The sequence below is a fragment of the Streptomyces sp. NPDC002896 genome, assembly GCF_040295225.1.
Classification (GTDB): Bacteria; Actinomycetota; Actinomycetes; order Streptomycetales; family Streptomycetaceae; genus Streptomyces.
On the sequence record NZ_JBEOVA010000025.1, the window covers coordinates 1 to 20,945 of the forward strand.

Annotated in this window: 20 protein-coding genes and 3 pseudogenes; 11 read left to right on the plus strand and 12 right to left on the minus strand. The window is 68.8% G+C overall.

Going from position 1 to position 20,945, the window contains the following annotated elements; all coding sequences use genetic code 11:
* Positions 1-194 (minus strand): annotated as a pseudogene (locus ABT009_RS34105) (RNA-guided endonuclease TnpB family protein); the annotation flags it as partial.
* 253 nt (positions 195-447) lie between these two features.
* Here ABT009_RS34105 and ABT009_RS34110 point away from each other — a divergent pair.
* Positions 448-660 carry a hypothetical protein gene (locus tag ABT009_RS34110; RefSeq protein ID WP_351303933.1) on the plus strand — a complete coding sequence of 71 codons (213 nt, stop codon included), beginning with the start codon at positions 448-450 and terminating at the stop codon, positions 658-660.
* 267 nt (positions 661-927) lie between these two features.
* Here ABT009_RS34110 and ABT009_RS34115 read toward each other — a convergent pair whose 3' ends face one another.
* Genes ABT009_RS34115 through ABT009_RS34125 form a run of 3 tightly spaced genes read right to left on the minus strand, consistent with a single transcriptional unit; the run spans position 928 to position 5,997 of the window.
* Positions 928-3,684 (minus strand): alkaline phosphatase family protein, encoded by a 2,757-nt coding sequence (locus ABT009_RS34115; protein WP_351303935.1) that lies wholly within the window; start codon positions 3,682-3,684, stop codon positions 928-930.
* A 4-nt stretch (positions 3,685-3,688) separates the two neighbouring features.
* Positions 3,689-5,047, minus strand: coding sequence for an ABC transporter permease (locus tag ABT009_RS34120; protein ID WP_351303938.1), 1,359 nt, complete (start codon positions 5,045-5,047; stop codon positions 3,689-3,691).
* Positions 5,044-5,997, minus strand: a complete 954-nt coding sequence (locus tag ABT009_RS34125) for an ABC transporter ATP-binding protein (protein ID WP_351303941.1) — start codon at positions 5,995-5,997, stop codon at positions 5,044-5,046. Before ABT009_RS34125 ends, ABT009_RS34120 begins: the two co-directional genes overlap by 4 nt.
* A gap of 710 nt (positions 5,998-6,707) precedes the next feature.
* Here ABT009_RS34125 and ABT009_RS34130 point away from each other — a divergent pair.
* The 3 genes and pseudogenes from ABT009_RS34130 to ABT009_RS34140 all read left to right on the plus strand — a co-directional run.
* Positions 6,708-7,007, plus strand: a pseudogene (locus tag ABT009_RS34130) (hypothetical protein); the annotation flags it as partial.
* 3 nt (positions 7,008-7,010) lie between these two features.
* On the plus strand, positions 7,011-7,424 hold the full coding sequence (locus ABT009_RS34135) for an MmyB family transcriptional regulator (protein WP_351304293.1): 414 nt from the start codon (positions 7,011-7,013) through the stop codon (positions 7,422-7,424).
* Entirely contained in the window at positions 7,408-7,584 is a 177-nt protein-coding gene (locus tag ABT009_RS34140) for an MmyB family transcriptional regulator (RefSeq protein ID WP_351303944.1), read from the plus strand. The genes ABT009_RS34135 and ABT009_RS34140 overlap by 17 nt, the downstream gene beginning before the upstream one ends.
* Before the next feature lie 58 nt (positions 7,585-7,642).
* On the opposite strand, the gene ABT009_RS34145 is transcribed toward ABT009_RS34140, so the two are convergent.
* Together ABT009_RS34145 and ABT009_RS34150 are read right to left on the minus strand one after the other, a co-directional pair.
* Positions 7,643-8,143 (minus strand): hypothetical protein, encoded by a 501-nt coding sequence (locus ABT009_RS34145; RefSeq protein ID WP_351303947.1) that lies wholly within the window; start codon positions 8,141-8,143, stop codon positions 7,643-7,645.
* Between the two features lie 153 nt (positions 8,144-8,296).
* Positions 8,297-9,238, minus strand: a complete 942-nt coding sequence (locus ABT009_RS34150) for a DUF1259 domain-containing protein (protein ID WP_351303950.1) — start codon at positions 9,236-9,238, stop codon at positions 8,297-8,299.
* 186 nt (positions 9,239-9,424) lie between these two features.
* On the opposite strand from ABT009_RS34150, the gene ABT009_RS34155 reads away from it, so the two are divergent.
* Positions 9,425-10,381 (plus strand): DUF2332 domain-containing protein, encoded by a 957-nt coding sequence (locus ABT009_RS34155; protein ID WP_351303952.1) that lies wholly within the window; start codon positions 9,425-9,427, stop codon positions 10,379-10,381.
* Positions 10,382-10,447: 66 nt separating this feature from the next.
* Here ABT009_RS34155 and ABT009_RS34160 read toward each other — a convergent pair whose 3' ends face one another.
* Genes ABT009_RS34160 through ABT009_RS34175 form a run of 4 tightly spaced genes read right to left on the minus strand, consistent with a single transcriptional unit; the run spans position 10,448 to position 13,092 of the window.
* A complete protein-coding gene (locus ABT009_RS34160; protein ID WP_351303955.1) occupies positions 10,448-11,173 on the minus strand; it encodes a class I SAM-dependent methyltransferase in 726 nt (241 codons plus the stop codon).
* 21 nt (positions 11,174-11,194) lie between these two features.
* Positions 11,195-11,923, minus strand: coding sequence for a tyrosine-protein phosphatase (locus tag ABT009_RS34165; RefSeq protein WP_351303958.1), 729 nt, complete (start codon positions 11,921-11,923; stop codon positions 11,195-11,197).
* A gap of 10 nt (positions 11,924-11,933) precedes the next feature.
* Positions 11,934-12,107: an HAD family hydrolase gene (locus ABT009_RS34170; protein ID WP_351303961.1), complete on the minus strand. Its 174-nt coding sequence runs from the start codon at positions 12,105-12,107 to the stop codon at positions 11,934-11,936.
* A gap of 40 nt (positions 12,108-12,147) precedes the next feature.
* A complete protein-coding gene (locus tag ABT009_RS34175; RefSeq protein WP_351304295.1) occupies positions 12,148-13,092 on the minus strand; it encodes a ribose-phosphate diphosphokinase in 945 nt (314 codons plus the stop codon).
* A gap of 253 nt (positions 13,093-13,345) precedes the next feature.
* Here ABT009_RS34175 and ABT009_RS34180 point away from each other — a divergent pair, with 253 nt between their 5' ends.
* Complete coding sequence (locus ABT009_RS34180; protein WP_351303963.1) at positions 13,346-13,756, plus strand: BUD32 family EKC/KEOPS complex subunit; 411 nt, start codon at positions 13,346-13,348, stop codon at positions 13,754-13,756.
* Positions 13,757-13,893: 137 nt separating this feature from the next.
* On the opposite strand, the gene ABT009_RS34185 is transcribed toward ABT009_RS34180, so the two are convergent.
* Positions 13,894-14,487, minus strand: a complete 594-nt coding sequence (locus ABT009_RS34185) for a DinB family protein (RefSeq protein ID WP_351303965.1) — start codon at positions 14,485-14,487, stop codon at positions 13,894-13,896.
* Between the two features lie 384 nt (positions 14,488-14,871).
* On the opposite strand from ABT009_RS34185, the pseudogene ABT009_RS34190 reads away from it, so the two are divergent.
* Together ABT009_RS34190 and ABT009_RS34195 are read left to right on the plus strand one after the other, a co-directional pair.
* Positions 14,872-15,399: pseudogene (locus ABT009_RS34190) on the plus strand (phosphotransferase); the annotation flags it as partial.
* Between the two features lie 47 nt (positions 15,400-15,446).
* On the plus strand, positions 15,447-15,932 hold the full coding sequence (locus ABT009_RS34195; protein WP_351303968.1) for a hypothetical protein: 486 nt from the start codon (positions 15,447-15,449) through the stop codon (positions 15,930-15,932).
* Between the two features lie 160 nt (positions 15,933-16,092).
* Here the strand turns inward: ABT009_RS34195 and ABT009_RS34200 are convergent, their stop codons facing one another.
* Positions 16,093-16,989, minus strand: coding sequence for an HTD2 family dehydratase (locus ABT009_RS34200; protein WP_351303971.1), 897 nt, complete (start codon positions 16,987-16,989; stop codon positions 16,093-16,095).
* 291 nt (positions 16,990-17,280) lie between these two features.
* Here ABT009_RS34200 and ABT009_RS34205 point away from each other — a divergent pair, with 291 nt between their 5' ends.
* Genes ABT009_RS34205 through ABT009_RS34215 form a run of 3 tightly spaced genes read left to right on the plus strand, consistent with a single transcriptional unit; the run spans position 17,281 to position 20,905 of the window.
* Complete coding sequence (locus ABT009_RS34205) at positions 17,281-18,492, plus strand: MmgE/PrpD family protein (RefSeq protein ID WP_351303973.1); 1,212 nt, start codon at positions 17,281-17,283, stop codon at positions 18,490-18,492.
* Positions 18,489-19,742 carry a CaiB/BaiF CoA transferase family protein gene (locus tag ABT009_RS34210; protein ID WP_351303975.1) on the plus strand — a complete coding sequence of 418 codons (1,254 nt, stop codon included), beginning with the start codon at positions 18,489-18,491 and terminating at the stop codon, positions 19,740-19,742. The genes ABT009_RS34205 and ABT009_RS34210 overlap by 4 nt, the downstream gene beginning before the upstream one ends.
* The gene (locus ABT009_RS34215) at positions 19,739-20,905 is read left to right on the plus strand and encodes an acyl-CoA dehydrogenase family protein (protein WP_351303978.1); all 1,167 of its coding nucleotides are present in this window, start codon (positions 19,739-19,741) and stop codon (positions 20,903-20,905) included. Before ABT009_RS34210 ends, ABT009_RS34215 begins: the two co-directional genes overlap by 4 nt.
* Positions 20,906-20,945: the final 40 nt, after the last annotated feature.

Genomic DNA, 20,945 nt, shown 5'->3' on the forward strand with positions numbered 1-20,945 from the left:
TGCGCCGACAGCCCGAAGGCCGCCTTCAGGTCCGCGTACACCGCCTTCTGCAGACCGTTGCGGTCTTTGAGGTCGTGGGCGAAGGCGACGGCGGAGGCGTGGGTGGCGGCCCGGTTGCAGGCACGCAGGGTCGCCTCCAGCGCCGACGCCTGCACGGGCGTCGGCAGCAGCTTCACCTGCACCACCAGCTTCACAACCCGGACCGTAGTACGACACCCGCACACACGACCGCCGTTCACCCGATGATCACCACCATGAGTGATCCGCAGGATGGTTGTTCGCATTCTCCGGCTCGCCGGCAGCCGTGCGGGCGCTACGCGCCCGGCAGAAAACAGATGCTGCGACGCTCCGCGTCGCAGCCACAGGAGGCGTTTCCTCCCCGGCGTGAACGCCGGGGCATCCTCGCCAGAATCAGGTGAACCTGTCCGGGGCGCACTGATCCACGGCGTGCACCGTGCGCTGCTCGCCCGGCGCCGCGACTCGCTCGAGACCTCCACGCCGCGCAGGCGCCCACAGGCGACGCCCTGCACCCGAGGGTTCGTCGGTGCCTCGGTAGTCGACCCCTTCGGGAACATCCTGGGCATCATGTACAACCCGCACTACCTGGAGGTCCTTGGCTCGCCTGGAGATGATGACCTGCGTGCCTTCTCCTCGTGCTGAGCGACGGGCGTTCGTCGCCGGCAAGCGCCAGCCGATTTCCGGAGGTCGGGCCACCCCGCCAGGATCGGGCTGCCTGTTTGTCCGCGGAGCACCGCACTGAGCTACGGTAGCTCGCGTTCTGCGGCGGGGCGTTTGCACTCGGGTGGGCGGTCCTCCGCTCGGGCAGACGTCGATGGTCCACATCCTGTAATTGCCCCACAGGGGACAGAAGAGGTCCCTGGCCAGCGGTGACGCCGGCCAGGGACCTCATGACGCGATCAGCCTAGGTCAGCCGTCGGACTCCGACGACGGGATGTAGGCGCCCGGCACGTCCTCCGGCGCGAAGATCTTGTCCTCGCCGGGGTACGGCTTCTTCCAGTCGTGCGTCTGGTACCACGTGAAGTGGTTCATCTGCGCGGGGTTCGCGTAGTCGGGCACGGCGTTGGGTCCGGTCAGCCGCTGCTTCGACTTCCAGGTCTCCCACTTCGCCGCGACCTCCTGCTTGTCCGCCGGCACCTTCGTCGACGGCACGGCCGCTGCATTGGGGTTCTGCGGCGCCGGCGTGTCCACGCCGCAGGCAGGCGGGGTCTTCAGACCGTCGGTCAGCGAGGTCCGGTTGGGCAGCGCCTTGAACGGCGTGAAGTCCGCGTTCTGGGTGAACGCCCCACGCATCGGGCTGGCCGCGCTGTCCTTCTGGTTCATCGGGTGGATCCCGAGGATCTGCTCGATGGTCCGGATCATCGTGATCTGGGAGTAGTAGTGGCTGTCGACGACGCCGTGCTGGGCCCAGGGGCTGATGATCTGGATCGGGGCACGGTGGCCGTCGACGTGGTCGAGGCCGGCCTGGGAGTCGTCCTCGACAACGAATATCGCCGAGTCCTTCCAGTACTTGCTGTGCGAGATCTCGTCAACGATCTTGCCGGTAGCGAGGTCGTTGTCCGCGACCTGAGCGGCGGCGTTCGCCGGACCACCGGTGTGGTCGCTGGAGAGCCAGAACATGTTCAGGTTCGCCGGCCCGTTCTTCTCGAAGTCCTGCTTCCAGATCTGCTCCCGATAGATGTCCGGGATGCTGGTGTCGAACTTCGGGAAGCCGTGCACCGACACGTCGTTGAGTGATGGGATCGGAGAGGACGAGTTCAGGGTGTAGGCGGTGTCCTGCCCGGTCGCCTCCATGTTCTTGGAGTCGCAGTACAGGTTCTGCCAGCTCGCGTCCGACGGCTTGGTCAGGAACTGCTGGAACTCGCCGAAGTCCCGCACGGACTTCCCGGCCGCCTGCGCGCCGGTCCAGATGAAGCCGGTCCGCTGGTGGCCGAGAGCGTCGTCCTCGGTGTCGTAACTGCGCGCGTACTCACCCGCCGAGGACTCGGTGTACTCCGGGTTGTCGGCCTGCATCAGCCAGTTGTGACCCTCGGCGGAGTTCGTGCCGATGTCGTACGTGTTGTCGTACAGCCCGAACTGCTTGGCCAACGCGTGCTGGTTCGGCGTCACGTTCTCGCCGAACTGCGCCAGCGACGGGTCGCCGTTGCCCTCCGGGACGTCACCGAGGACCTGGTCGTAGGTCCGGTTCTCCTTGACGATCAGGAAGACGTGCTTGATCGTCGAGGGGTCGCCGAGCCGCAGCGGGACCGGCGCCGGCTTCGCGTCGCTCTTGCCCTCGGTCAGCGTGACCGAGCCGCCGTTCCAGCCGTTCTGCTTGAAGACCTTGGCCGTCTCGGACTTGATGGCGCTGTCGTCCGGCAGCGTGAACCGCTGCACGCTCGACGTCGTGTCGTGGGTGGTGTGCCCGGCGCTGTTGGTGGGGCGTCGGGCGTCGATGCCACGGGTGTTGGAGACCAGCACGTCGTTGCCGACGGTGGCGATCTCCGCGGGGAAGTAGTCCGTGGGGAGCAGGCCGACGTAGCTGACCGGCTCCTGCGGGGTCGTGTACCGGTAGACGGCGACCGCGTTGGCGCGGCCGAGCGTCACCAGCAGGTGGCCGTCGTCGGTGAGCGTCACCGCGTCGGGCTCGTAGCCGACCGACGCCTCCGGCCACGGCTGGGTGGCGATGGTCTGCACGACCTTGTTGCTGGCGGTGTCGATGACCGAAACGTCGTTGGTGGCGGTGTTGGTGACGAACAGCGCCCCGTTCTTGGCGTACAGGGCGGTCGGGTGCAGACCGACGTCGATGCTCTCGACGGCAGCATCCGGGTTCGCCAGGTCGATGACGCTGACCGTGCCGGTGGTGGTGGCAGCGGTCTTCGAGTCGGCCGGCACCTGGGTGCCGTACGAGTTGATGGTGGTGTCGCCGGGCTTCGCCGGACGCCCGCCCTCGTTACTGACGTAGAGCTTGTTGCCGACCTTGACCATGTCACGCGGGGCGTTGCCCACGGCCCAGCTCTGCTGGATGGCCCCGGTCGCCGCGTTGATGGCGACCACGCGGTTCTGGCCGTTGACGGCGGAGTACACGGTGGAGCCGTCGGGCGAGAACACCGCCTCGCCGACCAGAGCGTGCATGGCCCCGTCCGCCGGGATCTTGATGGACGTCGGGTTGGCGACGCTGCCGTCCGGGTTCACGGTGAACTTGGTGTAGCCGTCGGTCTGGCCCAGCCACAGCTGCGAACCGTCGGGCGAGTACGTGGGGCCTTCCTGGCCCACGTCGTTGCCGCTGATGCGCGGGTTCGACGACGCGGCGTTGCCGACGAGTTGCTGCACCTTCCAGTTCTTCAGGTCCACGATCGACAGCGCCGCACCACCGTCGGTGACCGAGGCGGCGAGGTGGGTGCCGTCCGGGCTGACCGAGGACGACATGATCTTGCCGTTGTTGACGACGAGGCGGTCGCCGTACGGGGCGATGTACTGGTCGCTGGAGATGACCTGGCCCTGATCGGTGACCTGGCCGACCTGGTCGGTGCCGAACTGGTTCGTCTGGGCGAAAGCAGTGCCGGCGGCGACCAGGGCGACAGCGATGGTGCCCGTCGTCAGCAGGGGTATCCGGCGGCCGATGCGTCTGCCGAGAAAGCCGGAATGCTCCTTCTCGACACGCCTGCGGCGGCGTGTTACCTGCATGGAGTTATCCCTTCGCGGTGGTGGCGAGCAGTTCGACGTTGCCGTCGAATTGCCAGAGCGGGTTCGGTGCGTCCCCGATCGGGGTCCGCACCAGGAAGTAGCCGTTCACTTCCTTCGGTCCGTCGCCATCGGCCACGAACCGCCCGTCTGCAGTGACGTCGAGCTGGTAGATGGCCGTCCCTGCGGCCTCGACGCCGGGGAGATGCCAGGAGACGACGCAGCGCCAGTCGTTGCCCGGTCCCTCGGCGGCGAGCTGGCCGGCGCCCTTGTTACACGCCGCCGTGGCCCGCAGCTGCGCCTCGGTGACGTCGGGGCGGTTGAGCTGCTTGGTCTGCAAGCGGTAGAGGTGGGCGAATGCCATGGCGACCGACCGCTGCACCTTGTCCTGCTGGATTCCGGAACCCACGGACGGGGTCGCCACGGCGACGACCGTGACCGTGAGGGCGACCAGTCCGACCAGCGGCAGGAGTCCGGTGGTGATCGCGCGGCTACCGGAGCCGTCGTAGGTCAGGTTGGTGAAGTCGCGCCGCAGGAAAAGCAGGTAGGCCAGCGCGGTCGCGAGCACGGCCCACACCAGGCTGACAACGATGCCGATGAGGAGCGGGCCGACCTGTGCCGGGCTGGTGAACAGACCGTTCCAGGCGATGAAGGCGTAGCTGGGCAGGGCGAGGCGTACGGCGACAGGGAGCGGCAGCATCTGGGCGAGCTGCATCGCGAGCGCGACGAGCGCCGGCAGCAGCAGTCCCATCGGGGACCGTCCCAGCGCGACCGACCCGAGGAGTCCGATCGCGGCGAGGGCCAGGGTCGGGGCGAGCACGGAGACCCAGGCGAGGAGGACCTTCCCGGCCGCGTCCGCCGGCGCCAGCAAGTGGCCGTCGAGGCCGACCAGCGGCTGGTTGCCGACCGCCACGACCCCGCCGACCGCGCTGGAACAGGCCAGCCCGGCCACGAGCAGCAGGATGACGCTGAGGCTGGCCAGTGCCTTCGCTGCGAAGATCCGTCGAGGCGACCGGACCGCCACGAGCAGGTGGCGCCAGGTGCCGAGCCGGTCCTCGGAGGCGAACACGTCGCCGGCGACCACCGAGGTCAGCAGCGGGAGCGCCCAGGTGCCCGCGAAACCGAGCATCACGAGCGGTCCGGCCCACCCCGTGGCGTGCATCCAGCGACCGAAGAGGGTGTCGACGGGGAGCGTGCTCTGCTGGCTCACCGCGGCGACGAAGAGCGCCGGCGCGATCCAGCAGGCGAGGACCAGCAAACGGATTCGCCATTGCGAGACCAGCTTGACCAGCTCGAAGCGGTAGCCGCGCGGCACCGAGACGCGGCGGACGACGGCAACGTGGTCGTGGGCGACGGTCGCGGTCATCGGCCGGCCTCCTGCTGTTCGGTCTGCTGCTCGGTGAGGGCGAGGAACGCGGCCTCGAGCGGCGACACCACAGGTGTGAGCTCGCGTACCGCGATGCCCGCGTGTACGACCCGCACCACCAGTTCGTCGAGGGCGGGCACCAGCGCGCGCACGACGAGCCCCTCCGCGTCATGCCGTGCCCCGGCGTCGTCGACGACGCGGATCCCGGCCGTGTCGACAGCCACCCGGCGGGCGGCCTGCGGGTCGGAGGTGAGCAGCCGGTAGTCGAGTTCACGGTTCTCGGCGGCCAGCTTGCTCAACGGGCCGGAGAAGACGACCCGTCCGGTGGCGACGATGGTGACCTCGGAGCACAGTGCCTCGAGGTCGTCCATGCGGTGGCTTGAGAGCACGACGCTGGTTCCGTCCGCCGCGAGCCGGGTGAGGACACCGTGTACGTGTTTTTTGCCGGCCGGGTCGAGGCCGTTGGAAGGTTCGTCGAGCACGAGCAGCCGGGGCTTGGTGAGCAGGGCGGCGGCGAGCCCGAGCCGCTGACGCATGCCGAGGGAGAAGCCGCGGACCCGGTCGTCGGCGACATCGGTGAGCCCGACCTGGTCGAGCACGTCGTCGATCCCCGTTGTCCGCGCGTCGTGGCCGCGGAGAGCGGCCAGCGCGGCGAGGTTCTGCCTGGCGGTGAGCGAGGGGTAGAGCCCGGGCCCGTCCACGAAGCCGGCGACACCGTCAGGAGCGTCGAGCGCGCGCCCGACCGGCGTACCCAGGATCTCGAGGTGGCCGCCGTCGGCGACGGCCAGGCCCAGCAGGAGGCCGAGCAATGTCGTCTTGCCGGCGCCGTTCGGTCCGACCAAGCCGTGGATCTGCCCCTGCGCCACATCCAGATCGACGCCGTCGAGTGCGACGACGTCGCCGAAACACTTGGTGATCCCGCGAGCCCGGACTGCGAGGAGTGTGTCCATGAGTCCCTTCTTTCGCAACGCTCAAGGACCTTAGGGACGGCACACAACCCCGGCAGGGACGGCTGGTTGAACGGCCATGGAACGGATCGTCAAGGCATCGGCAAATCCGTGTGTACGAAGTAGCCAGCATCGGGCCAGACATGGGCAATGCGTGGACGCATCGAGTCCGTACTAACCACCGTGGCCCGCAATTCGGTGCGCTACCCGCACGAAGCGCGCGCCCGCAGCGCGCTGTTACCGGTTGGCATATCTACCGGCTCCTGCTCCTGCCAGACGATCTACAACTGGCGCCGCCAGCAACGGATTGACACCAAGCAGGAGCCCGGGATGACCAGCAGCGATCTGGCCCGGACACGGGGCATCCATGCCGACGACGCTAGGCATCGACCTCTGGGTGAAGGTCAGCCCCCCTCAACGCGCCTGCCGAAGAAGACAGGGACTGAGGGCCCCACCGCGCTTCCCTCAGGTTCCCGCCGGCAGGGACAGAGCCTCGGACAACTGCCGGGCCGCCGCCACAACGGCGGGAACGGCCGCCTGAGCCGCCCGCCGCCTCCGTTCTCGGCACGCTTCGGCCGTCCCGGCTGCCTCAGCCGGCCGCCAAGGGGGGTACGGAGGGGAGGGAGGCGGCGGACCGACCACGGCCGCACAACCACCGACCGGCGGTTGTGCGGCCGTGAACGCAAACGCAGCGGGCAAGTCAGACGGCCGGGTTGTCGGCGGCGGAGTGGACAGGAACGGGAGGCAAGTGCCCTCTCCGGCTGGCCCGTAGCGAGTCGACCAGGCGCCGGCGCCCTGAAGTCGTTCTTCGCCAAACCGCTTCACGAGCAGCGACAGGCGACGCAATCCCCCTGCATCACGCTCGACTGGAAGGTCAAGGGCCCTCGAGGCCGGGCCCGCCCGGTTCGCCGGGTGCCCCGGGGCTACGCCGGGAGGAGGTCGCCCAGATCGCCGGGGTCAGCGTCGACTACTACATACGGCTGGAGCGCGGCCGAAAGATCAACGTCTCCGAGGCCGTGCTCGACGCCGTCGCCCGCGCGCTGCAGCTGACCGGCGACGAACGCAGCCACCTGTTCGCCCTGGCCCGGCCTACCCGGAGCCTGCCACGCCTTCTGCCGCCCCAGCGGGTACGCCCCGGCCTGTACCGGATCCTGGAGGGCATGACCGACATGCCCGCCCTGGTTGTCGGACGCCGTACCGACATCCTCGCCACCAACCGGCTGGCCCGTGCTCTCTTCACCGACTTCGACGCCTTGCCTCGGGTTGAACGGAACATGACCCGTTTCGTCGTCCTGGACGAAACCGCCCGCACCCTCTACGACGACTGGGAAGGCATCGCCCATACCAGCGTCGCCGCCCTGCACCTGTACGCCGGCCAGCATCCCCCACGACCCCAGCTCGCGGAGCTCATCGGTGAACTCTCCCTATGACTACGAAGTCCTGGCCGTCACCGGCGACCCCGACCAGACTCTCGGCATCTACACCGCGGAACCCGGCAGCCCCTCCGAGCAGGCCCTGCGCCTGCTCGCCGGCTGGACCAGCGAACCAGCCGCCCCACCGCCGCACCCCCAGCCTTCGCCTCCGCGCTGAAGGGAGCTACATGATCACGTCACGAAGTGCTGCGGCGCCCGACGCCGCGACAGTGCCGTCACGTGCGTTTCCGCCCGGCAGAGGCGGTCAGTCCTCGCTCCGGGTCGGCCGTGAGAGTGGCTCGGAAGAGTGTCGGGGCGCAGCCTTCCCCGTTGGGCTGGGACTTGCGCAGCTCGACTTCCGTACGCTCGTCGAAGAGGACGCGCTTGCCGTCGTCCCGCGAGGTGACGGTGAACCGCACGGGCACCGTCACCTCTCCTATGTCCTCGTCGAGCACCACGCTCGTATAGGGCGCCGGACCATCGTCGTTTCTCGCCACGGTCCTGCTCTCGCAGACCTCCTGTACGCAGAGCCGAGCGACGAGCGAACCCGCGTCCGTGTCCGAACCCGCTTTCGTCGTGTGAGCGAAGTCAGCCGGGTCCCAGCCCACGGCGACTCCTGACTCCCCGCCGATCAGGGTGCACACCCGCCCTTCACCGATGCCTGAGCAGCCGATGGCCAGCAGACCGGGCAGGGCGAGAAGGAAAGGCAGTCGCCTTCTGTTCGCGGCGCGCTTCATGTGTCCCCCAGTACGTCGCAAGTATGACGAGAGGGGGATGAGAATGGTTGCCCCACGGGAGCGCCAGGTGCCCGGGACGGTTCACGGAGTCGGCTTGGCCCCGGGCGTCGTCTCGGTCGGAGTCCGTGTTGCCCTTGCCCTGACGGATCCCACTCAGCCGGCCGGCACGACGTTGGTGGCGTCCACCACGGGGCGCAGGGCCCGGGCGAGCCGGACGCCGTCACCGACACCCCAGAAGTGGACGAAGAACAGGCGGGGTTCGTCCATCAAGCCATGGTGGTGCAGCTCGACCAGCTTGAGCCCGGCACGTCGCAGGGCCACCAGGACGTTCTGGACCTCTTCGGCGATCATCGCGCAGTCGCCGCTGACAGCGGCCCATCCGCCGCCCAGCGGCTGGAAGTTGAGTGCGCTGGTCGATCCCAGTCCCGGTGGTAGTACCAGGTCGCCGTCGGTGATGGTCTCGCGGCGGACGAAGATGCTCTTGTAGATGTCGCCGTCTCTGGAGCCCTTCACGCCCAACGCGGCATCGATGCCTGCGGTATCCAGGTTGACCGGCTGCGGTCGGGCAGCCGGTCGCGGAGGCGGCGTGCCGGTGCGGTCGAACGCGGCGCGCAGGCCGCGGGCCAGAGGCACAGGGTCGTGGCCGTGTCCGTGGACGTGGAGCCACCAGATGTCGGGGGTCTGGGACAGCAGATGCTTGTGGATCGCCGTCAACTCGATCCCGTGTTGCTGCAGGACATCGCAGAACGTCTGCAGTTCGCCCTCAGTGACCACCGTGTCGCCCATCAGCAGCGTGCTGCCGTCGGCGTATCGGACGAACGACACGTGCGAACCCAGGGCCAGTTCCGGTTTGACGGTGACGCCGCGGGACACCACCCGCAGATCCGAGCGGGGCAGACCGGTGTGGTACATGATGTTCCGCTTCATGTCGCCGGTTCGGCCCAGTACGTCGGCCACACCGGTCCAGTCCGACAGGGCGGTCCGCACCGGCTTGACCAGTGCGCGGCTCTTCGGTCTGGTCGCCCCCATGGGCAGGGCATGGGCGGGAGTCGGCGCGCCGGCCAGCGTCGGCGCCAGAGCGGCGGCGGCCAGCATCCACCGCCGTGGTACACCCTCTTGCTCTTGCGGGAAGATTTCCTGCTCACGGTCTACAACCATCACACGAGTACCTCCATGGCGAGATGGAAACATGACGGACCGACAACCCCGTTAGCACCACAGGTACATGGGGCCAGATGGGCCAATCAGTCACCGGAACAGCCGAGGACGAGGGAGCGGGCGATGGACACACGGGAGCTGTACAGGCGCTTCGCAGCGCGGGAAGCCCGCGGGAATTCCGCCGACTATGAGCGCCTGGCGGGACGGATCGCCGACGATGCGGAGCTGGTGTCTCGTATCGACCACCTGCCGGAGCCGAAGCGCCAGCCCAACCTGTTGCTGGCCGCCGTGCGGTTCCTCGACGGACCCACCGATGACCCTCAAGACTTCCGCACCTGGACCCTCGCGCATTGGGACCGCGTACGGGCGACCATGATGCAACGCCGTACGCAGACGAACGAACCCGCTCGGTGCGCCACGCTGCTCCCGCTTCTGGCCGCCCTGCCCCAGCCGATCGCACTGATCGAGGTCGGCGCCTCAGCCGGCCTGTGCCTGTATCCGGACCGGTACCAGTACCGCTACGACGACCGGCCGCCCCTCGGTCCGGCCGACAGCCCGGTCTCCCTCGCCTGCCAAACGGCCGGCCCCGTGCCGTTCCCCGAGCGCTTGCCCACCGTTGCGTGGCGAGCGGGCATCGACCTCAACCCACTCGATGTCCGCGACGAAGAGGACGTGCACTGGCTGGAGTGCCTGATCTGGCCGGAGCAGACCCATCGGCTGAACCGGCTGCGAAACGCCGTGCGCGTCGCCCAGGCCGAGCCCGCGCATCTGGTGCGCGGTGACCTCAACCAGAGTGTCCGCGAGCTGGTCTCCCGGGTTCCCCAGGGTGCCACGCCGGTGGTCTTCCACAGCGCAGTCCTGGCCTATCTGCCGGCCGAAGCGCGGGAGGCTTTCACCAGGACCATGCGCAGCCTGCCCGGCCACTGGATCTCGAACGAGGCACCCTACGTACTGCCGTCCGTAGAAGGGAAGATCCCTCGGCCGACGCCCCAGGACCGCGCGGTGTTTGCCCTGGCACTGGACGAACAGCCGGTCGCCTTCACGGGCCCGCACGGTCAGTCAGTGGAGTGGTTCAACTAAGGCTCCGCGCCGAGGGAAAGGCCCTTCCGGTGCGCAATGAAGCATGGACGCAGTCCCGGACTTCCCTCACATGCGTATGTCTGCCCAGATCCCCCTCCCGGCGGCGCGGGGTTCGGCTCCTTCGGCGAGGACGCCGAGCGCGCCGTAGGCGCCGTCGGCGTGGAACCACAGCCCGAACTCGCGGGCGAGCGCGGCGATCTCGTCCAGCGGGTCGACGACGCCGGTGTTCACTGTGCCCGCGCCGGCCGCGATGAACAGCGGTCGCAGCCCTGCGTCCCTGTCCTGTGTGATCAGGCGGCGCAGGTGGGCCAGGAAAGCCATGCCCTCGGCGTAGTCCCACACATACGCAGCCACCAGCCCGCCCGGCCGCACCGCCCGGGCCGCCTCCCCCACGGCAGCACCCGGTGCGGCGAGAAAGTTGAGCACCAGGCCGCTTACGACCACATCGAACGCTTCGTCGCGCACCGACAGCGACTGCCCGTCGGCAATAGCGAAGCCAGCTGATGCGGGAAGGGCAGTGCGGGCCGACTCCAGGAACCCGGCGGACGGGTCCAGACCCACCACCATCCGGGGCCGACACCGGTCAATCACCGTCGCGGTCAACGCCCCGGTGCCACAACCCACGTCCAGCCATCGCAAACCGTCCCCGCACCCGAGCCACGCAAGGAACCGCTCGGCGACCAGACGGCTCCACCGGCCGATATACAGCTCGTAGGCATCCCCGGCCGCCCACACATCGAACCGTTGCTCCTGCATGGCACCACGTTCGCCGGCCACGTCCGCCACCGCCATAGAGGCAACGGTCATTACCCCTCACGACATGAGAAGCCGGTCGCGCAGCTTGGCGATCAGTTCGTCATCGACGCCGAGGCGACTGGTGGCGTATCCGTGAACGGATCCATGGCGGGCGGCAAGGTCGGCTATGAACAACCGAATGACCTCGGCCGGGGCTCGGCCGTAGCCGGGCCAGCGCAGCGTGCGGCCGGGATGTGCGGCATGCCAGTCGGCGATCAGCCGGTCCGTGGCCAGCTCGGTCAGGGCGAAGTCCGCGGCGATGTCGTCCTCGGACACGCCCAGCAGGGACAGTACGAGGACGGCGACGAGCCCGGTTCGGTCCTTGCCCGAGGCGCAGTGGAAGACCAGTGGCCCATCCGCGGAGGCGATGACCTCCAGCGCATGGCGCAGCTCCTTTGCGCCGTCGTCGGCGACCTCGGCGTACCGGTCCGCGAGGTAGCGCCAAGGGTCGACATCCGGATCGATCTCCGCTTGGTCGTAGGGGCGGTGTTCGATGCTGAAGTTGAAGTACGCCATCTCGTCGCTGTGAGGCACGCGTCCCTTCGCCTCGATCTCCCACGGGTACCGCAGATCGATCACCGTGCGTACCCCCAGCGCGAGGAAACGATCCCAGTCCGCGCCCTCCAGCTTGGCCAGGGAATCAGACCGATAGAGCAAACCCCATCGGACCGTGTGACCGTCATGGGCCGAATAGCCGCCCACATCACGGAAGTTGTGCAGCCGATCGAACAGGACGTGACTCGTCATGAGCGTCACCCTACGAAAGCCCACCATCGGACAGCAGCTCGGTGAGGAAACGCCGCAGCTCTGACAGAGAGGACACGCACGCGTCCGCGTCCGCCAACTGGCTGCGTTGGTGCGTGCTCGTGATCCCGATAACCGTGCAGCCCGCTGCCTTGCCGGCAGCGACACGCGCCGGAGCATCCTCCACTACGAGGCACCGTGCGGGCTCGGCGCCAAGGTACGAGGCTTCAGCGCGGGTCGAACAGGGCGCTGACGGATTCGCCGTTGTGGATACGGCGGACCGCTTCGGCCAGCGCCGGGGCGATCGACAAAACCCGAAGTTTGTCGGTGCGGTGCTCGATCGGGATGGGCACGGTGTTGGTGCACACGATCTCCAGCACGTCAGGCTGATCGGACAGGCGGCCCAGGGCTCCCGCCGAAAACAGTCCGTGCGTGCAGGCGACCCGGATTGTGCGCGCTCCCAGCTCGCGTAGACGCTCCAAGAGCTCGAGGACGGTGCTGCCCTTGGCGATCTCGTCGTCCAGCACGATCACATCGCGTCCGGCGACGTCCCCGATGACGGAGCTGATGCTCACCCGGTCGTCGGCGAAGCGCTGCTTGGCTCCGGCGGCAACCTTCGTGCCCAGGAGTCGCGCGAAGGCCGCCGCCTCCTTGGCGTTGCCCAGGTCCGGGGAGACCACCGTGGTGTTGGACAGGTCATAGCGCCGGAAGTGCTGCGCCAGTTCCTGCAGCGCGTGCAGGTGGTCCACCGGGACGGAGAAGAATCCGTGTACCTGTGGCGAGTGCAACGTCAGCGCCAGAACACGGCTGGCTCCCGATGTGACCAGCAGGTCCGCCACCAGGCGCCCGCCGATCGAGATTCTCGGCGCGTCCTTCTTGTCGGAGCGTGCATAGGCGTAGTGCGGCATCACGACGGTGATGCGGTCGGCCGAAGCCCCGCGGGCGGCGTCGCACATCAGCAGCAGCTCGACGAGGTTCTCCTGCACGGGAGTGACCAGCGGCTGGACCAGAAAGACGTCCCGTTCACGGCAGTTGGCCTGCAGCTGCACCTCGAGGCAGTCGTTGGCGAACCGGTTGACCCTCACCGGGCTCAGAGGAACTCCCAAGTGGGCGCACATCTCGGCCGCCAGCTCGGGATGAGCACTGCCACTGAACACGGCGATCTCGCGCACGATGCTCCCCACTTGATCGATTGCGGTGCATCCACATGCTAGTGACCCGTCGGCGCCCGGGCGCGCGCTGCCCCCGGCCGGAGGCATTCCGGGCTGCACGAGCATCTCCACGGCATCTCCGCTGCAGGCCCACTGATGTGCTTCGGCTGCCGCCACCACGGCCACGCACGGCAGACACCCCGCCGGACGTGAACCCCTGCAGCGCAGGTGAAGGGGCCAGCGGCTACGCCCCACGGACGGGTAGGGTCCAGGCATGCAGACGGGTGAGTTACTCGGCTCCGGCCGCAGCGCGGACGTCTTCGCCATCGATGACCACTGGGTCCTTCGCCGATACCTGGACGGCGGCGACACCACTGCCGAAGCAACTGTCATGGCCTACCTCGCACAGCACGGGTATCCGGTGCCCCATCTCCGGGAACCGGCGACGGCCACACATGGCACGCGGCCGCGAGGCGACCTGGTGATGCAGCGGCTGCACGGCCCCTCCATGCTGCAGGCACTCCTGCAGGGCACGGTGACCGCCGAGGACGCAGGGGCCGCGCTCGCCGGCCTGCTGCACCGGTCGGCGTGGGCGAGCAGAAGCCAGGAACAAACGGGCAGCCGACCCAGCCGTGAGCGACAGCGAGACGCATCTTCTCCAGGACGCCGTGCAGCTGATCCATGAACTGAAGCCCGCCCGATCCTGAGCAACAAGCTGACACTGACCTTGTCGTTCGACGTCCCGGTGTCGAACGCGACCCGGACTTGAACAGATCCACAGCCCGTCAGGAACCAAGGGCTCCGCAATCGTCACGGTCGCAACTACGCCTCATCAGATGCCTGCCTGGCTACACGCTCCAGTCGGCTTCGGTAGTTCTGCCACCACGCCGAGTCCCCACGCGGCATGCTGTCGTTACCCTCGTTCATCCCCACGGCACCGTCTATGAATTCCCGCACGATGTCGGCGTGCCCGGCGTGCCGGTGCGTATCAGCGATCACGCGCACCACGGCATGGTGCAGGGTCACCTCGTTTTTGTCGCTCGGCCACCACGGCACCTTGCCGATCGTGTCCAGGTCCAGCGCGTCGATCGTCGCGTCCGCGTGCGCCCACGCCTCGCGGTAGAGCCCCACGATGTGCTCGCGGGGCTCGTCGGCGGTGGCCCACATATCGGCGTTGGGCTCAGCTCCGTCTCCGAGCCAGGGCAGCAGCTTGCCCGAGGGCCGTCCGAAGGTCTCGCCGAGGTAGCCCAACTCCACGCCGGTCACGTGTTTGACCAGGCCGAGGAGGTTCGTGCCGGTCGGTGTCAGCGGGCGGCGAATGTCGTATTCGGAGAGCCCTTCGAGCTTCCACAGCAGGGCGTCGCGTGCGGACTGCAGGTAAAAGTGAAGGTCAGCTTTGGGATCCGTTGCGGTCATGGGGTCAGTCTGCCGCTCGCGCGATCTTTGTCCACCGGATTTCGTTCGCCGTGCCAGCGGTGGGCGGCTGATGTGGGCTGCGGCGATGCCGGGGTGTGGAGACAGCCTCTGCTACGGCGGCTGCAGCTACAGCGTCTCTGAATGGCTTAGCGATCCCATGGGTTACACAGGACCAGAGCGTGTAAAACCGCCCCATGCCGCCAATCGTCTTCGTGCCCTGGTGCCGATGGGCAAAGCCGTCGGCCCGCGTGACACGTCCCTCCGGACGCTGGCCGGGCAGGCCGGTAAGACCTGGCCGGGGAGGGTGCCCGACGTCGCCTGGGCGCCGGGCGTGCGCGTCACACCCTGCCACAGCATCACTACGGTTGGCTAATCCAACTGGTGAGCCTGCTGCGGCGCCTGCACGAGGCGAGTGCGGCCGTCGGTGTCGACGCCTCCGCTTGCTGGCCGCGGGACCTGGCCGACCCGGAGGGAGGAACGATGTTGTGCCACAACGATGTGTGCCCGGAGAACGTCGTCTTCCGCGACGGCCGTGCGACCGCCCTGATCGATTTCGACCTTGCGGCTCCGGGCCGTCCTATCTGGGACGTCGCGATGACGGCCCGCTACTGGGTGCCCATGCTCGACCCCGCAGCCCGAACCGTCTCCTACCCGTCCGGGCTGAATGCACCGGAACGACTACGACTCCTCGCCGACAGCTACGGCCTCTCGGTGCAGCAACGCGTCGAGCTGCCCGGCGTCATCGAACGCGCCACGGAAACCTGCCGGGCCTTCGTCGCCAATCGGGTGGCCGATGGTGACCCCGTCTACGTCCAGGCGCTGGAGGAGCGTGGTGGCTGGGGACGTTGGGACCGCTTGCAGGCGTGGCTGGTGGCCCATCGCGAGACGTTCACGAGCGCACTGTTGAACTGACGTTACGCGGACGGTGAATGACAATCCTCCCGGCTAGGGTGCAGGCCATGGACGGCCACGTATACGTGCCCTGGTTCTCAGTCGGAGAGACCGATGAGGACGAATTCGAGACGATGGAAGGCGCGTGGCGCACATTCGTCTCCGTGCTGCGCGAGCGGGCCGTCACCTGGCCCTGCGAACCGGACGACACCCTCATCCTCCTCCCCGAGGAGACCGGGTTCGCGCATCTGCTGGCCCTGGTCTTCGGAGTGGCGCCTGGAAGCAATTCCATCTCCTGCGTATTCGGTGCGTTCTTCGACGGGCAGGGGGTGCTGGGCACCGAGGTGCACAACCAGATGTACATTCCCCAAGTCCATGAGTCCCAGGTGGAGATACTCCACGCCGTCGGTTCACCCGCTCGATGTGCGGAACTGACCGCGGACTGGTTCGAACGCATCCTGCGAGGTGAGGCCGGTAACTGGCCGCCCCGATGGCGCTCCTCATGCAGCGGTTCTTCGCAGCGTTCTCACCAGTCGCCCCGCCGTTACTCCTAGTTGCGTGACGGTCAATCAGAATCCGGCAAGTCTTTTGTAGAGCAGTGCGACACCTACGGCGACTCGGATGTCGATTCCGTCACGCCAATCACCGCGAACCGACCGCGCCCCGCCCTGCCCCGGCCGGGCGGGGCAGGGCGAGCGCGGCATGGTCCAAGGGCTACGCGAAGCTCAGCTCCGCCGTCGCATGCCGCTCGTCGCGCCGGGTCGCGATACGCAGCTGCGCCGGACCGTCGCCGCCGGGCGCCGGATCGCCGAGGGCGAGCAAGTGTTCGTCGGCGAAAACGGGCTTGCGCAGTCGATAGGACAGCGAACGGACCTGCCGCTCGGGGGCATGGCGGCGGGCCAGTTCCAGCATGAGCGTCACCAGCAGCGGCCCGTGGACGACGAGTCCCGGGTATCCCTCCACGTCGCGGGCGTACGGTTCGTCGTAGTGGATGCGGTGGGCGTTCGCGGTCAGGGCGCTGTAGCGGAAGAGCAGTGTCGGAGTGGGGCGCAGGGATAGCTGCCACGGCGCGACCGCCGCCTCCGCGTCGGCGAGGTCCAGGGCGACACCGGCGCGGCGCCGCTCGTCCTCACCGCAGCGGTAGACCAGGTCCTGCTCCTCGACGACGCAGACCCGCTCGTCCTGGCTGATTTCGTGACGCACCGTCACAAACGCCATCTCGCCGGTCTTCCCCTGCTTGACCTCCGTCTTGGCGAGGCTGCTGGTGCGCGTCGCCGTCACCCCGACGCGCAGAGGTGCGGTGAACTCTGCCCGGCCGCCCGCGAACATCCGCCTGCGGTCGGGGATCGGAGGCAGGAAGTGTCCGTGCGCCGGATGCCCGTCGGCTCCCAGCTCGCGCTGCGGGGGCCATTCGAGGAAGTGCAGCCAGTGCCAGAGCGGGGGCAGCTCCTGGCCGTCGTCGGCGACTGTCGTGTCCTGGTCGAGCACCGCGCTGAGTGCGGCGACGGGGGCCGCGGCGATCAGGTCCCGAACGGTGACCGGAGCCGGGCTCCAGGCGTCGAGGTAGCGGGCGAGTCCGGCACCGCCGTCGAGAGGGTGTGCATGGGCCATGTCAGCCATGGTGGCCTCCGAAGTGGTGCGCGGCAGGTTCGGCGGTGACCGGGCCTGACTTGTGTCGTACAAAAAGCACGCCAAGCATCTGCCGGTGCGATCGATCAGTCAACCACTTGCCTGAAGTCCCCAGTTGAGAGGCTTGGTTGAGTGCCTCTTGCCGCGTGCGTAATTTGGCCGTACAAATTCAGGGGCAAGGGCGTCAGGAGGCGGCTGGTGTATCGGCGCGGTCGGCTGCGTACGGCCCTTGCGTACCTGCGTACCACCCTTACGTGCTCGTGGAAGGAAGCCATGGCGGCCATCGCGGAATCGCTCGCCGAGTGGGCGCACGGATATGACCCGGACGACGGGGATCTGGTGCTGGCGCGGCGTTCCCTGCTGGACACGGTCGCCGTGATGTTGGCCGCGCGTGACCATCCGGTGCGGGCGCTCGCCGCGTCGCTGCCGGACGCGGCGCGCTGGGCGGCGGTCGGGCATGTGCTGGACTTCGACGATCTGCACATCGAGTCGACCACGCACATCAGCGTCGTGGTGGTGCCGGCGGTGCTGGCGGCGGGCGGGGACGCGCGGGCGTATCTGGCCGGGGCCGGGGTGATGGCCCGGCTCGGGCGGCTGCTGGGCTGGTCGCACTACGCGGCGGGCTGGCACGCGACCTGCACCGCCGGCGCTCCGGCCGCAGCCGTCGCCGCCGGGGTCTCCCTCGGCCTCGGGCCGGGGCAGCTGGCGACGGCAATGGCGCTCGCGCTGCCCGCCGCGGGAGGCGTGCAGGCGGTGTTCGGTACGCACGGCAAGTCGCTGCAGGTCGGTTTCGCCGCTGACGCCGGGGTGCGGGCGGCACGGCTCGCAGCGGCCGGCGCCACGGCCGACCCGCGCGCCCTGGATGCGTGGCTCGAGCTCGTCGGCGCCGAACATGCCGGCGGAAGCATCGACAGCGGCGGTCCGGCCGTGCCCGGCGGTCTCGCCATCAAGATGTTCCCGTGCTGCTACGCGATGCAGCGGCCGATCGCGGCGCTGCGCGACATCCGCGCGAAGTGCACGGCGCGGGACGTGACGCAGGTGCGGGTGACCACCCCTGCCGCCACCGTGCACCCGCTCATCCACGACCGGCCCGGCACCGGTCTGGAGGGCAAGTTCAGCATGGAGTACGCGGTGGCGACCGCGCTGCTCGACGACTATCCCGACTTCGACGCGTTCACCGACGCCGCCGTCCGCAGGCCGGAGGCGCAGCGACTGGTGGCCGCCGTGCAGGTGGTGCGCACCGAGGGCGGCTCGGGACTGCTGGACGGCGAGGCCGACCTCCGCGTCACCCTCTCCGACGGCAGCGTCCTGCACACCGCGCTGGCCCAGCCGCCCGGCTCCCCTGAACGCCCGCCCACCGACGCCGAGCTGGCCGACAAGTTCGCCGCCTGCGGAAGCGACGTACCGGACGTACTGAAAGACGCGACGTGGGAGTCGGCGCGCGCCCTGCTGCTCGCCGAGCTCCCCCAGGAGGCCACCCGATGACCCGCCCCGCCCAGCCCCTGCCCTTGGAGGGCATCACTGTCGTCAGCCTGGAACAGGCCGTCGCCGCGCCCTTCGCCACCCGCCAGCTCGCCGACCTCGGCGCCCGCGTCATCAAGGTCGAGCGGACCGGCGGCGGCGACTTCGCGCGCCGCTACGACACGTCCGTACACGGCCAGGCCAGCTATTTCGTGTGGCTCAACCGCTCGAAGGAATCCCTCACCCTGGACCTGAAGTCCGAGGAGGGGCGGGAGATCCTGCACGAACTCCTCGCGGGTGCGGACGTGTTCGTGCAGAACCTGGCGCCGGGCGCGGCCGAACGGATGGGCTTGGGCGCGGAAGCACTCCAGGCCCGCTACCCGTCCCTCATCCCGTGCACGGTCAGCGGCTACGGCACCAGCGGCTCGTGGCGGGACCGCAAGGCGTACGACCTGCTGGTGCAGTGCCAGACCGGGCTGCTGTCCATCACCGGCACCCCCGATGAACCCGCCCGGGTCGGCATCTCGGTCGCCGACATCGCCGCCGGAATGTACGCCTACAGCGGCATCCTCTCCGCCCTGTACACGCGTGCCACGACGGGCCGCGCGCCGGCCGTGGAGGTGTCCCTCTTCGACGCGCTCGCCGAGTGGATGAGCCAGCCCGCGTACTACACGCGCTACGGCGGCACGCAGCCGCCACGGGTGGGTGCGCAGCATGCGACGATCGCGCCGTACGGCCCCTTCACCGCCTCGGACGGCAAGGACGTGCTGCTGTCCATCCAGAACGAGCGGGAGTGGATCGCCCTGTGCGGGCAGGTGCTCGGCGATCCGGGACTGGCCGACGACCCGCGCTTCGCCACCGGAGCCGACCGGGTCGCCCACCGAGAGGAGCTGAACGCGATCGTCTCCGCGCGCTTCGCCGAGCTCGGCAGCGAGGACGCCATGGCTCTGCTGGACAAGGCGGGTATCGCCAACGCGGGCGTCAACTCGATCCCGGAGTTCCTCGACCACCCGGTGCTCACCGAACGTGACCGCTGGCGCGACATCCGCATTCCCGGCGCCGAGGAGCCCGTACAGGCGCTGCTGCCCCCGGCGGACCTCACCGGCGTCAGCCCCCGCATGGATCCGGTCCCGGCCGTCGGCCAGCACACGGAGGCAATCCTCGCCGCCCTGGGCCGCAGCCGCGCAGACATCGACCGGCTGCGTGCGGAAGGCGTCATCGACACCCCGAATCCCGAGCAACCAGACCACGAGCAAGGAGCAGCGGCGAAGTGAGCACCCTCGACGTCCTCACCCCCGACGAGCAGCTGATCGTCGGCACCGTACGCGACTTCGTCGACAAGGACGTCCGTCCCGTCGTACGGGAGCTGGAGCACGCCAACACCTATCCCGAGGCCCTCATCGAGCGGATGAAGGAGCTCGGCATCTTCGGCCTGGCCATCCCCGAGGAGTACGGCGGCACACCCGTCTCCACCTCGTGCTACGTCCTGATCACCGAGGAGCTGGCGCGCGGCTGGATGAGCCTGGCGGGCGCGATGGGCGGCCACACCGTCGTGTCGAAGCTGCTGCTGCACTTCGGGACGGACGAGCAGAAGCAGCGCTACCTGCCGAGGATGGCGACCGGCGAGATCCGCGCGACGATGGCGCTGACCGAGCCCGGCGGCGGCTCCGACCTCCAGGCGATGCGGACGGTCGCCCGCCGCGACGGCGACGCGTACGTCGTCAATGGCTCCAAGACCTGGATCACCAACTCGCGCCGCTCCCAGCTGATCGCACTGCTGTGCAAGACCGACCCGGAGGCTGAGCCGAAGCACCGCGGCATCTCCATCCTGCTCGCCGAGCACGGCCCGGGCCTGACGGTCTCCCGTGATCTGCCCAAGCTCGGCTACAAGGGTGTGGAGAGCTGCGAGCTGAACTTCGACGACTACCGTGTCCCGGTCGGCGCGCTGCTCGGCGGCGCGGAGGGCAAGGGCTTCGGCCAGATGATGAAGGGCCTGGAGACCGGTCGGCTGCAGGTCGCCTCGCGCGCCCTGGGCGTCGGACGGGCCGCGCTGGAGGACGCGCTGCGCTACGCGCAGGAGCGCGAGACCTTCGGCGAGCCGATCTGGAAGCACCAGTCCATCGGCAACTACCTCGCCGACATGGCGACGTCACTCACCGCCGCCCGCCAGCTCACCCTGTACGCCGCCCGCGAGGCGGACGCGGGCCGGCGCGTCGACATGGAGGCGGGGATGGCGAAACTGTTCGCCTCCGAGATGGCCATGCAGATCGCGCTGAACGCGGTGCGCATTCACGGCGGGTACGGCTACTCCACCGAGTTCGACGTCGAGCGCTACTTCCGTGACGCCCCGCTGATGATCGTCGGTGAGGGCACCAACGAGATCCAGCGGAACGTGATCGTGAGCCAGCTCGTCGCCCGCGGCGGTCTGGACGCCTGAACGGGCGCACCGTTGGGGCCATGAGAAACTCGCGGGACCG